Here is a 14,507-nt window from a genome sequence, read left to right as displayed (position 1 = left end):
TATGCCATGAAACGAATCTATAACAAATGGCAGGGATATTCTCTTGCCGATTGCGACTGCCAATACTGCCTCTATTACGGTGGAAAGAAGAAAGGCGAGCGTGTTTGCCTAAGTGCGAAATGCGTTTGCCTTGAAGAAATCTGCGAAGCTATAGAGCAGGAAGGCGGAGAAAGGAAGGACAATGGAAGTCAAGATCAATAGGGAGATTCGCAACTACACCGAATCTATGTTTTTTGGACTGTCTCTGCGGCAGTTCATTTTTTCTGCCTGCGCCTGTGTGGTGGCTGTTGGACTCTATTTTCTGTTGAAGCCCCATCTTGGGACGGAGACAGTATCGTGGGTCTGCATTTTGGGCGCAGCGCCCTTTGCGGCGCTTGGGTTTTTGAAGTATAACGGCATGACTGCGGAGAAGTTCATCTACACTTGGGTGAAATCTGAGTTCATCATGCCGAAGAGGTTGACTTTTCGAGCGACCAACACCTACTACGAGCTGATGAAGCCCAGCATGGAGAAAAAGACAAAGGAGGCTTTGAAGTCGAATGATTAAGACATTATCGAACCTGTTTAAGCAGGACAAGGAAAAGTTTGTTGTGCCGAGAAGCGTTCAGGATGTGATCCCCGTCACCGCCATCTACGATGACGGTATCTTTCAGGTGGGTAGGGACAAGTTCTCCAAAACCTTTAAGTTTTCGGACATCAACTATGCTGTTGCCAGTCGGGAGGATAAGGAAGCGATGTTCCTCGAATACTCTGAGCTTCTTAACTCCCTCGACAGCGGCGCAACAACAAAAATAACCATCAACAACCGGCGCTTGAACCGTTTGGACTTTGAGAAAACCATCTTGATTCCCATGAAGGGAGATGAGCTGGACGAATATCGAGAAGAGTATAACAAGATGCTCTTGGATAAGGCGACCGGCGCTAACTCCATCGTGCAGGACAAGTATATGACGATTTCCGTCAATAAGAAATCGGTGGAGGATGCCAGAACCTATTTTGCACGAGTAGGTGCGGATCTGATTGCTCATTTTGGGCGGCTTGGGAGTAAGTGCATTGAGCTGGAGACAGAAGAGAGGCTCCGCATTTTCCATGACTTCTATCGAGTGGGTGAGGAAACCTCTTTCCGGTTTGATATAAAAAAACCCGTAAAAAAGGACACAGCTTTAAGGACTTTATCTGCCCTGACACGATGGAGTTCGAGAAGGACTACTTCAAATTGGGAGACCGGTATGGCAGAGTGCTGTTTCTTCGTGAGTATGCGTCCTATATCAAGGACAGCATGGTGGCGGAACTGACGGATATGAACCGTAACCTGATGATGAGCATTGATGTTGTGCCGGTTCCCACCGATGAAGCGGTTAAGGAGGCGGAGAACCGTCTGCTTGGTGTCGAGACGAATATTACCAACTGGCAGCGCAAGCAGAATCAGAACAACAACTTCTCCGCCACCGTCCCTTACGACATGGAGCAGCAGAAGCGTGAGATGAAGGAGTTTCTGGACGATCTGACTACCAGAGACCAGCGCATGATGTTTGCCGTTCTGACGATGGTACACACCGCAGAGACAAAAGAGCAGCTCGACAATGACACCGAGGCGTTGTTGACTACCGCCAGAAAGCACCTGTGTCAGTTTGGTGTCTTGAAGTTTCAGCAGATGGACGGGTTGAATACGGTTATGCCGTTTGGCGTCCGCAAGGTGGATGCTTTCAGAACGCTGACAACCGAGAGCCTTGCGGTGTTTATCCCGTTTCGAGTGCAGGACATTTACCATGAGAACGGCATCTACTACGGTCAGAATGTCATCAGCAAGAACATGATTATTGCAGACCGTAAGCAGCTCTTGAACGGAAACGCCTTTATCTTGGGCGTTTCCGGTGGCGGCAAGTCCTTTGCCGCAAAGGGGGAGATCATCAATCAGGTGCTTGCCAGTAATGCAGACATTATCATTATCGACCCTGAGCGGGAGTATTCGCCCCTTGTAAATGCTATGGGCGGCGAGATCATCAACATCTCTGCTACTTCTCCCAGCCACATCAACGCAATGGACATGAACAAGGACTACGGCGACGGAGCAAACCCCGTTATTCTGAAATCCGAGTTCATCATGTCGCTGTGTGAGCAGCTTATCGGCGGCTCCAATCTGGGTGCAAAGCAGAAATCCATCATCGACCGATGCACCGCTTCTGTGTACCGCAGCTATCAGCAGAACAACTATGAAGGTGCGGTTCCTACCTTGCAGGATTTCCGGCAGGAGCTTCTCAAGCAGGAGGAGCCAGAGGCACAGGAGATTGCCCTTGCCATTGAGCTGTTCACCAACGGCTCCCTGAACACCTTTGCGAAGGAGACCAATGTGGACACCGACAACCGGCTGATCTGCTATGACATTCTTGACCTGGGCAAACAGCTCATGCCCATCGGTATGCTGGTGGTGCTGGACTCTATCCTGAATCGCATCACCCAGAACAGGGCGAAAGGCAAGAACACCTATATCTTCATCGACGAGATTTATCTGCTGTTCCAGCATGAGTACAGTGCCAACTTCCTGTTCACGCTCTGGAAGCGTGTGAGAAAGTACGGCGCTTATGCTACCGGCATCACGCAGAATGTGGACGATCTGCTCCAGAGTCATACGGCGAGGACAATGCTTGCCAACTCCGAGTTTATCATCATGCTCAATCAGGCTTCTACGGACAGGCTGGAGCTGGCAAAGCTGCTGAATATCTCCGACCTCCAGATGAGTTATATCACCAATGTGGAAGCCGGTCATGGGCTTATCAAGGTGGGAAGTTCGTTGGTGCCATTTGCAAACAAGTTCCCCAGAAACACCAAGCTCTATAAATTGATGACAACAAAGCCGGGTGAGGGGGCATAACCCTCGCCTTTGTTTTGTCCATCAATGAGAAAGGAGGGCTTCAATGGGGAAAATCAAGACCAAAGACGCCATAAAGGGCACGATAAAGCAGCTTGACCGAGCGGCGATAGCTTCCGACCGTATGCGGAGGGCATATATCCAGACCAAAGAGAAAGCGGAAACCTCCACGAATCCCACAGAGGGCAGCGTGGAGGAATATGCCGCCTCCCGCATTGAGGGCGGAGCTGAGACTGTGACGCATGAGGCGGGGCATCAAATTCAGAAGATCGGCAGGAACAGCTTTTCTCATGTGAAGGAGGATGTTACCGGTGCAAAGCAGGCTGTTCAGAACTTCAAAGCGGTAAGAGCTGAACAATCGAAAAAGGGAAAGGGAATAAAAACTCGTGAATCCCAGATTGAGCAGGCAGCTCAGACAGAGACCCATTCACCATCTGACCCAACAGGCGGCACTAAGAGCAGCGAATATCATTCGCCATCTTCTAAGCGTGAGACTGTTAAGCAGCGCTCAGGCAGGCAGGAGGAGCCACCTAAGCGTGTATATGAACAGGGGAGAAAGAGAGCCGAGCAGACGATTCGGACAAAGCAGAAGCTCGGCTCCCAGAAGAGGGCGGAGGCACCCTATGAAAGCCCGTTAGGACAGGAGAATCCCATAATGCGCTCTCGATACGCTGGGAGCAGATCTCACCGCATTGTGGAGCAGACGGACAAACGGGTAAAAGAATCAGTTAAGTCAGCCGGTAAGAAGTCTGTCAAGACAACCCAGCGAGCTGCCGCAAAAACGGCTAAGAAATCCATCAAGACCGCAGAGCGGACAGCGAAAACGACGGTTAAGACCACGAAGGAGGCTGCGAAAGCGGCGGAGCGGGCGGCTAAGGCATTTCCACATACAATGCAGATACCAAAAATTCCGGTATCAAACTTAAAAATAACACTATCAGAAAAGCTGCAGATGAAAAAAGCAGCCACAAAAGCAGCTATTGAAAAAGTAAAGTCTGTAGGTGATCTCACAGCAGCAGCTCTAAAAACCATCTTCGCCACCCAAAGGGCTTTCATTCATGCAATGATCGCCGGAGGCTGGGTGGTAATATCGCTGATTCTCATCATTTGCTTGATTGGCTTGCTCACATCATCTTCTTTTGGCATCTTTTTTTCTGGTTATGACAGTGGCACAGGCCAGACAATGCAGACCGCAGTACAGGAGATCAACCAGGAGTATCAGCAAAGAATTGAGGAAATAAAAGAAGCTGTATCTTATGATGTTTTAGAGATATCAGGTTCGCAGGCTGATTGGCCGGAAGTTTTGGCTATCTATGCGGTAAAAACCACAACAGATATTAGCAACGCCCAAGAGATTGCCACAATGGATGACAGCAAAAAGGAATTGCTCAAGGAAGTTTTTTGGCAGATGAATCAAATCAGCAGCCATACAGAAACACATACCACCACAGAAACTGTGGAAACCGAGGATGATGAGGGAAATATTGTGACCGAAGAAGTAGGGGTCACAGAAACTACGCTGATTATTACGATCAGCCACAAAACTGCCAACGAAATGGCAATGGAATATGGATTTGACGCCGGCCAGCTTCAACAGTTGACAGAGTTGCTGGCAGAGGAAAACAGCAGCTTGTGGAATACCGTGCTTTATGGCATGGTCAACAGTACAGGAGATGGCAATATTGTCATGGTCGCTCTGTCTCAGTTGGGCAATGTGGGCGGACAGCCTTATTGGTCCTGGTATGGTTTCAGCTCCCATGTGGAATGGTGTGCCTGCTTTGTCAGTTGGTGCGCTCATGAATGCGGCTATCTGGAAGCAGGAATGATCCCTAAGTTCGCCAGCTGTGCTTTAGGAATGCAGTGGTTTCAAGATCATGGTCAGTGGCATGATAACAGTTATACACCGCGTCCAGGGGACATTATCTTTTTTGATTGGATTTCCAACGGTCAATATGGCCATCCTGATCATGTGGGCATTGTTGAAAAAGTTGAAAACGGTATAGTCTATACCATTGAAGGCAATTCCAGCGATAGTTGCCGCAGACGCCAATATCTCGCTGGAAATAGTGAAATTTTAGGGTACGGAGTGCCAGAATTCTAATAATGTACTGGGCAGTGACGAACTCACTGTCCAGTATATTTTTCCTAGAAGGTGCAAATGTAAAAATGAGTTTTATTGTAGGCTTTGAGAAATTTTTTGAGATGCCTTATTGACATATTCAACTATCTCTTTAACCGGACCACCATCTGAAACTTTTCCTTGGCGGCTTCCTTGATGAACACCAGACTTATATTCTCACTAACAATGTTGTTGAGCAGTTCAACTAGGAGATTCGCCGCCACATCCAGGTAGTAGAGGCTCTCCCTGACGACAATTCTGTCCTCATGTGCTGACCTGACCAACCCAAGCCAGGCGAATTTTTTACCCAGCTTGGGTTTTGTATGCCTTTATTTTATCTTCACCGCCATGCCGCTTTCTTTATCAAACAGGTGTATCTTTTCCTGGTCCAAAGAGAAAGTCAGGTGTTCCGGGTCCGGGATGGGCTGTTGGGCGGAGATTTTGGTGACGAAGGGCTGACCGGCGGCCTGCAAATGCAGATAGCAGTCGCTGCCGATGTTTTCCTCCAGCTCCAGCCGGGCCAGGCTGTCCCCCCGGCCTATTTTGATATCCTCGCAGCGCGCTCCCAGCACCATCGGCCTATCCAGGTATTGGTTCAGCTCTTCCGGCGCAAAGCGGCTTCCCGGCAGCGGCACCTGCCCCCCTGCCCACCGAGTCAGCCAGCCGTCTTTCGTTTTTTCCAGCCGGCAGTCGAAAAAGTTCATCTGGGGTGTGCCGATAAACCCGGCAGTAAACAGATTCCGGGGTCTGTCATATAGATTCCGCGGGGTATCCGCCTGCTGGATCAGGCCCTGGTCCATCACCACAATCCGGTCCGCCATGGTCATGGCCTCAGTCTGGTCATGGGTCACATAGACAAAGGTGGCTTTCAGCTCCTTGTGCAGCTCAATGATCCGGAACCGCATCTGGTTGCGCAATTTGGCGTCCAAATTAGAAAGGGGCTCATCCATCAGAAAGACGCTGGGGTCCCGGACAATGGCCCGGCCCAGGGCTGCCCGCTGCTGCTGGCCGCCGGAAAGCTTGCCCGGCTTCCGGTCCAGCAGCTGCTCGATATCCAGCATCCGGGCGGTGCGCTGGATTTTCCGGCGGATCTCCTTAGGGTCCACCTGGCGCATCCGCAGCCCAATCTCCATGTTTTTGTAAATCGTCATGTGGGGGTACAGGGCATAATTCTGGAACACCATGGCAATATCCCGAACCTTGGGCCGCAGCTGATTGACCTCTTTGCCGTCTATCAACAGCCTGCCGCTGGTGATGGATTCCAGCCCGGCAATCATGCGCAGCATGGTGCTCTTGCCGCAGCCCGAGGGGCCTGCCAGCACCACAAACTGCCGGTGCGGGATTTCCAGGCTGAAATCCCGCACCGCCTCCACCCCATTGGGATAGATTTTGCCCAGCCCTTCCATTTTCACATTGGCCATTCTTTTCCTCCCCTTTCCCTGCCTTTTCCCGCCTGCAAAATGGCCAGAGCCAGCCCCAGCGCCGTTTCCGCCGCCGTCAGCCCATAGCAGGCGGGCAGCACCCGGCGGCACAGCTGCTCATAGGCCGAGTCGGATACCTGTGTCAGGTTTAGATTGCGATAAAATGAAAGATTCAGAATATAATCTGGCGGTGTCAGCTGGCTGGGCACCTGGAACCGGCAGCCCGCCACCCAAAGGGCCAGCAGCCCCATTGCCAGCAGGGCCAGCGCCCACCGGAGGCAGCGGGACAGGATTTTCTCCCCCCAGATTGCGAAAATCCCCTTGGGATAGGCTTCCTCCAGCCGCTGTTTCCACCAAAAGGCGGCCTGCCTCATATCCCGAACCAGCCAGCGGGCCAGCAGCGCCAGGCCCATCAGGCTGAAACAAAACAGGGGCAAGGTCCCGCTCTGCCGGGCCAGCTTCCAAGCCTGGGTCCGGTCATTGAGCAAAATCCCTTCCACCCCGGCCCCGGCCAGGATATCCGAAACCTCCTGCTGCCAAAACAGCCCTTCTCCCTCTATCGCCCAGATTCCCTGCTGGTTCTGCGGGTGATAGGGGGCCAGCCGGTCCAAAGCCTGCCGGGGCAGGGGATTCAGAATTTCCAGCCGGGGCGGCTGTTTGCCAAAGCGCCAAAGCAAAACACCATGAATCGTGAACAGCGCCAGCAGGCACACCGCCAACCCCAAGATCAGCTTAGTTTTCCTCTTCATAAAATGCCTCCCCCATCACCTGCACCAGATCCCCTTCCGCCACCGGCTTGGTGCTGTGGCAGATCACCCGGCTGCCCGGCTCCAGCACACCCAGCACCGTCACCGCGCAATAAGCCCCTTCTTCCTGCTCCACCTCCACACTGACGCTGACCGCCTGCCAGCTGGTCCCGTCATAGGTGGAGGGGGCGATTTTCAGCAGCTGAGGGCCGTCCCGGCCCTGGGTGACGCAGGCAAGAGGCACCACCATAGGGTATTTATCTAATACCGGGGCCGGACGGCTGACAGAATACACAGAAACCTGAGGCGTCATGATATTGGATATCTTCTGGGTCAGCAGGGTGCAGGCCACCATGAACAGGCCGAACCACAGCAGCCGTTTACCCGCTTTTTTCTTCTTTGGCTTTTCTTTCTGCTCTCCCGGCTTTTGCATACCATGGCCCGAGGAAAGGCCCATACCTGTCTGCAAATCCTCATAGGCATAGAAATAAATCAGCAGGGGCAGCAGGCTGAAAACCACCCCGGCTCCATAGGAAGCCTGGCCAAACACCGCCCCATTCAGCGCCACGGACAGCGGCTGCTGGGCGGCATTTTTCAGAAACATCATGGGCTGCTCCATGAGAGACCAGTAATTCAGGAAAGAAATCATGGCCATGGCGGACACCAGCGGCCTGCACACCGGCAAAACCAGCCCTGTCAGCATCCGGAAGGTGCCCATGCCGTCTATTTCCGCCGCCTCATACAGGGATTGATCAAAATTCTGCAAATACTGGACCATCAGGAAAGTGCCAAAGGTGGCAAAAAAATTGGGCAGCAGCACGGCCCACACCGTATCCAGCAGGCCCAGGGCCTTGAGTACCATGTACTGGGGCACCACTGTTGCTTGAAAGGGCAGCAGGATCATCACGATATACAGCCAGAACAGCGGCGTCCTGCCCCGGAACCGGAACCGGGTAAACCCATAGGCCGCCAGCAGGCTCAGCGGCACATTGACCAGCAGGATCAGCCCGGTATAACAGACAGAGTTCCAGAAGCCCCGCATAAACCGGGGCGTTTGCAGCAGGATCACCCCATATTGCCGCAGGCTCAGGCCCCCTTCCCAGAATAAGGACCCCCTCAGCACCATCAGCAGCGGCAGCAGGCAAAGGCCCCCCACCGCCCACAGCAGCAGCTTTTTCCTCATAGCCCGCTTTCCTCCTTTGCCGCCTGACGCTGGAACCACAGGTAGACGGAAACCGCCAGGGCGATGGCCATGCTGACAGTGAAAGACGCTGTGCAAAGCCGGCTGTAATTCAGCTTGGCGAAATTGTTGTTCATAAAGGTCTGGAGCATATACAGGCTGTTGGGCGGATAATCCCCATAAAGCCCATAGACCTCCCGGAAAATCTGGAAGCTGTTCACCAAAGACAGCACCGCCACGAAGAAAATCACCGGCGAGATGATGGGCGCCGCAATGCGGAATGTATAGCCCCACAGGGAATTGGAATCCAGGGAATAGGCTTCCCGGTATTCCTTGGGGATACTGGCCAACGCCCCGCCTAAAATCACTGTCATGTACCCCAGGTTTTTCACGAAGAACATCAGCATCAGGGACCACCGGGCCCAGGGCTCCGCCAGATAATTGGCCCCTTGGCCCCCCAGTACCTGGATCAGCCTGCCCAGCAGCCCGTCCTGGCCCAGGATGGCGCTCCACCCCAGCAGCGCCGAGGCCACCGGGATAATCATAGGGGCCAGCATCGTCCAGCGCAGGAATTTGCTGTCCCGCCGCTGTAGGGCCGCCGCCAGCAGCAGCGCCGCCAACACCAGCAGCGGCACGGAAATGCCGGTGAAAATCACCGTGTTTTTCATGGCCAGCCCAAAGGCCGGGTTCCGGAACAAATCCCGGAAATTGGCCAGCCCCACAAACTCCACCTGGCTCACCCCGCGGGTAAAAATATACCGCAAGCTATAGAAAAACGGCGCGATATAAAATACGCAAAGCCCCGCCAGCCCCGGCAGCACATACAGCAGCCCAATCCTGCCTCCTCGTTTCATCTTTTTCACTCCCTCTCAATTAAGCTGATATACGCTCACACAAGCCTATTTTATCTGTCATACATCGAACCGCTGTCGGAAAATCTCTTGATAAACCGTGCAGCGTTCCAACAATTGTTCATGTTTTCCGCTATCTATCACTTTACCTTGATCTAATACAAAAACCTGGTCACATACTGCTGTAACACTTGCCTTATGACTAATTACTAAAATGATCTTCTGATGACTCTGTTCCGCAAGCACTTTTAATACCTGATGCTCAGCTGCACCATCTAAATTAGCTGTAATTTCATCTAATATCAAAACCGATGAATCTCTCAACAATGCTCTAGCCAAACTCAGCTTCTGTTTTTGTCCGCTAGATAGTGTGGAACCACCTTCCCCAATAATCGTAAAATAGCCTTCCGGCAATGCCATAATAAAATCATGTGCTCCGGCCTGACGACAAACGGCCTCGATTTCTTTCCATCCAGCATGTGGATTAGCCAACAATAGATTATTCTGAATGGTATCGCGAAGAAAAAAATCATCCCGCTGAATATAAGTAATCGCTTGCCGTAGGCTTTCTAAAGAGTATTCTTTCACCGGATGTTTGGCCAGCTCTAAAATTCCATCTGATTGATAAAACCCCACCAATAATTTTGCCAGTGTACTTTTTCCACACCCATTTTTACCTACAATTCCGTAAAGTCCTGGGCTGGAAATCTCAAACTCTACTCCTTGCAAAGTCAGTTTTTCTCCATCAGGATAACAAAACGATACACCTTTGGCTCGTAAACCCATTGCTCCGTCGGATAATATTCTTCCTTGTTGTTGCTCTTCTGTTTCCATATCTAATAAAGCCGCAATGCGCCCAGCTACAGCCAGCATAGTTTGCTGATTAATATGAAAATTCCAAATCTGGCTGACCGAAGTAAACATGACATTGATGTAAGTATTAAAGGAAACCATGATCCCTAAGGTCAGCGTTCCATTTTTAATAAGCAAAGCAGACATATAGATAATATACATCGAAGAAATCAACTGCACTGTGGAAGTTAATATAGTTACAACATTGCCCAGCCTGACAGAGCGTTTCACCAGGCTGTACTTTTCTTCTACAATGGATTGATATTTTACCATTGCTTTTCGCTCCATCTGAAAAGCTTTTACGCCTAAATGATTCGCCAAGATTTCCGCCAGAAAGCCATACTGCTTATCTTCTGTTTCTCTCTGCTTCTTTGCTAATTTCTTATAATATTTTCGTGCCAAATGGGATACCAAAAACGAAGCCGGCAAGTAAAAAATCGCTACGGAAGAAAGCCGTAAGGAAATTCCCAAAATGAAACCCAGAGAAACCGCTAAATTCATCGTTATCTGTCCAATATTAGTAATTAGATTGATGAAAAAATCAATTACACTTTCTGCATCTCCGTTCAAACGAGACAGATATTCTCCCAAAGAAAACTGCTGATACGCCTGTGTTTTAGCATAGACAACTTTTTCAAACAGCGTTTGTTTCATAGAATGAACCATCTTAAAACTACAGATTTCCCCTAAGTACTTTTCCAAAAGGCTCATCCCTAAAGTGGTTAATGTGACAGCGCAATAGCCTCCAATTAGCGCTGCCAGTTTTTTTAAATCCCCTGCATTGATGGCATCCACCATTTTCCCATATAAATAAGGGGAAAGATTACCCAATAGCACTCCCAACAAAATCAACAGTGTAATCACTGCTAATCTGCCTTTTTGCGGCCATAAATAGACCCGAAATATTTGCCGCAAGGTCTCATTTTCCTGTTTTCTTTCTTTTTTTCCCATACCTTCTGTCCCTTCACAAAAATATGGGGAGCTGTCACGCTCCCCATATTTGCCGCTCTATTCCAGCTTTCCCTCTGGAACAATGTGGGACATTCCGCCTCCCACTTCGCAAATTTGAGAACAAGTGTTTCCACAAGCGTTTGCACAAGTGCTTTTACAAGACATACCGCATCCATGAACACAAGCATTTGTACAAGTTGCACCACAACCACATCCAACTTCACGCAATGGATTGAGAACCACCTTCGAACTAATTTTGCTTTTGTATGACATACAAAAGCCTATTCATAAAGCTGCACCATCAGCTGCTGCTCGGCTTTGGCCAAAACCTCCTCCAAAGATACCTTGGAACCCTTCTGCACATACCCCCACAGGGTCTTATACAGATTTTCTTTGATTTTACTCATATCGTAGAGAGTGTCCACATTTTCATAAATCGGTTGGAACTGCTGATAAAACCGTTCAACCAAGCTATTCTTTTCTATATTCCAAAATATAGCAGTATCAATCCGCTTTTCTCTTGCCTTTTGGTTGATAGGTCCACAATGGTTCAGCTGATTGCTGCTCTGCATTTCTTCGGTCATCCCCAAACGCAAAAGTTCCCATGCTTTTTCCCGATTTTCGGAGCCTGTATAGATAGAATACATTTCCTCTCCTAAAGCTGTGCGATTGGACGCCTTTTCTCCACAAAACAAGGGACAAATGGAAATTTTATGCCCTGTTTCCTGCTGTGTCATCCAAACAGATGATACTCCGTCCACTTCCATATGTGCTTTTGCGATTCCATCGATAGAGATTAAGCCCTTTCCCGTTTGCAATTGGCTTGAGTTTCTCTTGGCGAAATTAGGGTGTTCTTCCGCCGCTTTCCATTGCTGGATCAAATCCAAAAACCACTGCTGCCGCAGGTCGTAGCTCTGATCTTTTCGATCGATCAGATCCGGCATATTGCTGATCAGCATCCGCACAAAGGCCCGTTCCGTGTTTCCATAAACCTCAAATAAATAGTAATCTGTGCCTTCCAATTGATCCAGCAGGCCCAGTACATCGCTCCAGGTTGCGCTTTGCCAATCCAGATCAATATTCAACTGGCGGCATAGGTCTTCATCCACCAAAGCATAATAATAGGTCGTTGCCAAAGGGAGCCCCTTCACAGCCTCATCAATTGTAATGGCCTTCAGCAAAACCGGGTCCAGCTCCTGATAGCAATCAATCTCTTTTAGCCAAGAACTCATATCTTCAAATAGATCTGTATTCGCAAAATACTGATATACATCGATCCATTCTCCCCCAGTCATTACAATGTCTCCCACATCACCCGCCAATATTTGTGCCGAAAACCGTTCAAAATAACCATCCTGATCCGCATGATCCAGAAATTCGCGTTCGCTGAGATAAGCGCAGTCATAATGAACACGCTGGTCTGGGTTGTTCTGTTCAAATTTTTGAATCAGGCTGGCCATATAAGTCGTGGGGTAAGGCGATGTCACTGTCAGCGTATAAGGCATATCTTTGCGAAAATCCTCAACAATATGGTAGCGAAACAGCTGGATTTTTACTTGCTGCCGGCCGCCCCAATGGTCTGGAGCTGCGCAATAGATATTCTGTTGAGGATCCACCCACATATCTTGATAACGATTTCCGATGCCGGGAGCGCTTTTTTGCATATCCAACGCCGTTTTAATAAAATCCCCGGTCTTTCCATCGAATATCTGAATTTTATCCTGCGTCCCTACATAGACAAGATTTTGCTGGGGCTCAAAGGCCACTGTCCAACATCCATTTGGTATATACAAATTGATATCCTGCTGGAAGACCGGCTCTGTTTGCGACATATCATAGAGGGATAATTTGTAAGATTCGTCGACCACATAAAAGCTTCCTTCCGAAGCCAAAGCAAATGCTGCCACCCGCTCAATCTGCCGGCAAAGTTTTCCTTCCCAATCATAAACCCGCAAAACGACAGAAGAGCCAAAAGAGGCATTTAGATAAATATACTGCTTATCCAAGGACATTTTTTGCAAATAAGCTTCCATATCGTTAATGAAAAATGTCTGTCCTTCTTTCGCTGAATCGTTAGGATAAATCTTGATTTCTGTCTGCTGGTTGGCGTTTTTTATTAAGATGCTGATATCCTTTTGCTCGTTTAACGCCGCTGCAACACAATCCCCATCTGCAACCCACTCTGTCGGAATTTCTGCTTCTGTCTCTCCTGTTAGGAGATTTTCCAAACGAATTTCTTCCTTATCTCCCCCAAACAGATACGCTTCCTCTTTGTAACGGTTGACATTCGGGATACCTTGTGCTGGTCTCTCCCATATCAGTTCCTCCTGATAAATCTCCCCTTCCTGAATGAGTCCTGCCCGCTCCACACCGGAAAGCTCCGGCCCCGGCGCTTCTTCGGTATCCCGGCTGAAGAACCAAATTCCTCCGCCGATGCCGATGGCAATCAGCAGCACCAAAGCCGCGCTCAAGCCAATCAGGCGTATTTTCTTGCTTAGTTTCATCGCCCTTTATCTCCATAATTATTTCACATATTAATCAAGGACTGCACTGGCTCACTGGTGTAATTGACGCCGTTGGTACAAATGCTGATGCGATAGTTCCAATACCATGGATGATTCAGCTCATAAGCCCGAATCTTGAAATAATCGCAAATCTGGCTAATCAATTCAGCTTCCAGCATCGGTTCTCCGCCGATGAAGTCCAGAATCACCGCATCAGCGTAATGGATATCTGCGGTCAGCATATAGTCCACAAATTTTTTCGCCGTTTCAAAGTTCATTCGTTTTTCCGGCGATTTGTGGGTGATATAGCAATATTTGCATCGCAGATTGCAGTCGTCCGTCACAATAAATGTGACTGTCTGGGCCATATTCCCCTTCCAGTTGATTGGTGTTTTGCCCACTGTGTAGCTACTATCCAATTCAATCTCACCCCGTTTTCAACTTGCATCTACCAAAATTCAGCAAATGCAGTTTTGTCTGTTTTTCAATTTATGACTCTTTATTTTATTGAAGTGATTTGACATTATCACGAGTTCATTGTTTTGTCAAGTCAATCTTTCATATAAATGTACCTCACTTTATACGATAGCTCATAATCTGATTAGTAAGAGCTCTTGGTATTATCTTGATATTTTACATTTATACCCAATAAATAATTGAAAGAGAAAGTTGCCCTTATAAATCTTAAATCACGATTTTATTACAGAAGTGTAGGGCTACAATACATCTTGGACGAGTGAATAAAAAGCTATGAAGGATATGGTCTCATGGGTTATAGTTAAGTTACCACACCAAACCAGCCCGAAAGGAGACCATATCCCTCATGAGTAAAAATATAACACAAGACATGGCCTATCGGCAATCACTAATGAAGTACACAGAGAAATACGGCGTGAGCCGCGCCAGCCGGAAGTACAACAAGAGCCGGTCGTATATCTATTTCTGGAAGCAGCGCTGGGATGGAAGTGTGGCATCCCTGGCCTGCCAGTCCAGACGCCCCCACAGCCATCCAAA

10 protein-coding genes and 2 pseudogenes are annotated in these 14,507 nt (G+C 49.1%); 5 read left to right on the top strand and 7 right to left on the bottom strand.

The genetic code is table 11. The features are described 5' to 3' along the window. The first annotated feature begins 6 nt into the window (after positions 1–6). The 4 genes and pseudogenes from KQI26_RS07065 to KQI26_RS07050 all read left to right on the top strand — a co-directional run bounded on the left by KQI26_RS07065 (position 7) and on the right by KQI26_RS07050 (position 4,970). A complete protein-coding gene (locus KQI26_RS07065; RefSeq protein ID WP_216503882.1) occupies positions 7–201 on the top strand; it encodes a hypothetical protein in 195 nt (64 codons plus the stop codon). Beyond that, on the top strand, positions 182–547 hold the full coding sequence (locus KQI26_RS07060) for a PrgI family protein (protein WP_216503881.1): 366 nt from the start codon (positions 182–184) through the stop codon (positions 545–547). Before KQI26_RS07065 ends, KQI26_RS07060 begins: the two co-directional genes overlap by 20 nt. Next, positions 540–2,872, top strand: a pseudogene (locus KQI26_RS07055) (VirB4-like conjugal transfer ATPase, CD1110 family). Before KQI26_RS07060 ends, KQI26_RS07055 begins: the two are co-directional and overlap by 8 nt. 43 nt (positions 2,873–2,915) lie before the next feature. Then, positions 2,916–4,970 (top strand): CHAP domain-containing protein, encoded by a 2,055-nt coding sequence (locus KQI26_RS07050; protein WP_216503880.1) that lies wholly within the window; start codon positions 2,916–2,918, stop codon positions 4,968–4,970. A 347-nt stretch (positions 4,971–5,317) separates the two neighbouring features. On the opposite strand, the gene KQI26_RS07045 is transcribed toward KQI26_RS07050, so the two are convergent. The 7 genes from KQI26_RS07045 to KQI26_RS07015 form a co-directional block, all read right to left on the bottom strand. Next, on the bottom strand, positions 5,318–6,409 hold the full coding sequence (locus KQI26_RS07045; RefSeq protein ID WP_216503879.1) for an ABC transporter ATP-binding protein: 1,092 nt from the start codon (positions 6,407–6,409) through the stop codon (positions 5,318–5,320). Then, complete coding sequence (locus tag KQI26_RS07040; RefSeq protein WP_216503878.1) at positions 6,397–7,158, bottom strand: hypothetical protein; 762 nt, start codon at positions 7,156–7,158, stop codon at positions 6,397–6,399. Before KQI26_RS07040 ends, KQI26_RS07045 begins: the two co-directional genes overlap by 13 nt. Then, positions 7,142–8,338: a carbohydrate ABC transporter permease gene (locus tag KQI26_RS07035; RefSeq protein WP_216503877.1), complete on the bottom strand. Its 1,197-nt coding sequence runs from the start codon at positions 8,336–8,338 to the stop codon at positions 7,142–7,144. Before KQI26_RS07035 ends, KQI26_RS07040 begins: the two co-directional genes overlap by 17 nt. Then, entirely contained in the window at positions 8,335–9,189 is an 855-nt protein-coding gene (locus tag KQI26_RS07030) for a carbohydrate ABC transporter permease (RefSeq protein ID WP_216503876.1), read from the bottom strand. Before KQI26_RS07030 ends, KQI26_RS07035 begins: the two co-directional genes overlap by 4 nt. 57 nt (positions 9,190–9,246) lie before the next feature. Continuing rightward, a complete protein-coding gene (locus KQI26_RS07025; protein ID WP_216503875.1) occupies positions 9,247–10,989 on the bottom strand; it encodes an ABC transporter ATP-binding protein in 1,743 nt (580 codons plus the stop codon). 281 nt (positions 10,990–11,270) lie between these two features. Next, positions 11,271–13,493, bottom strand: a complete 2,223-nt coding sequence (locus KQI26_RS07020) for an extracellular solute-binding protein (protein ID WP_216503874.1) — start codon at positions 13,491–13,493, stop codon at positions 11,271–11,273. 23 nt (positions 13,494–13,516) lie between these two features. After that, entirely contained in the window at positions 13,517–13,912 is a 396-nt protein-coding gene (locus KQI26_RS07015) for a radical SAM protein (RefSeq protein WP_216503873.1), read from the bottom strand. Between the two features lie 404 nt (positions 13,913–14,316). On the opposite strand from KQI26_RS07015, the pseudogene KQI26_RS07010 reads away from it, so the two are divergent. Then, positions 14,317–14,507: pseudogene (locus KQI26_RS07010) on the top strand (IS481 family transposase); the annotation flags it as partial.

This window comes from Intestinimonas sp. MSJ-38, from assembly GCF_018917925.1.
Classification (GTDB): domain Bacteria; phylum Bacillota; class Clostridia; order Oscillospirales; family Butyricicoccaceae; genus Pseudobutyricicoccus.
The sequence above is the reverse complement of the archived record's forward strand: the minus strand, read 5'-3'. Positions and strand labels throughout refer to the sequence as shown.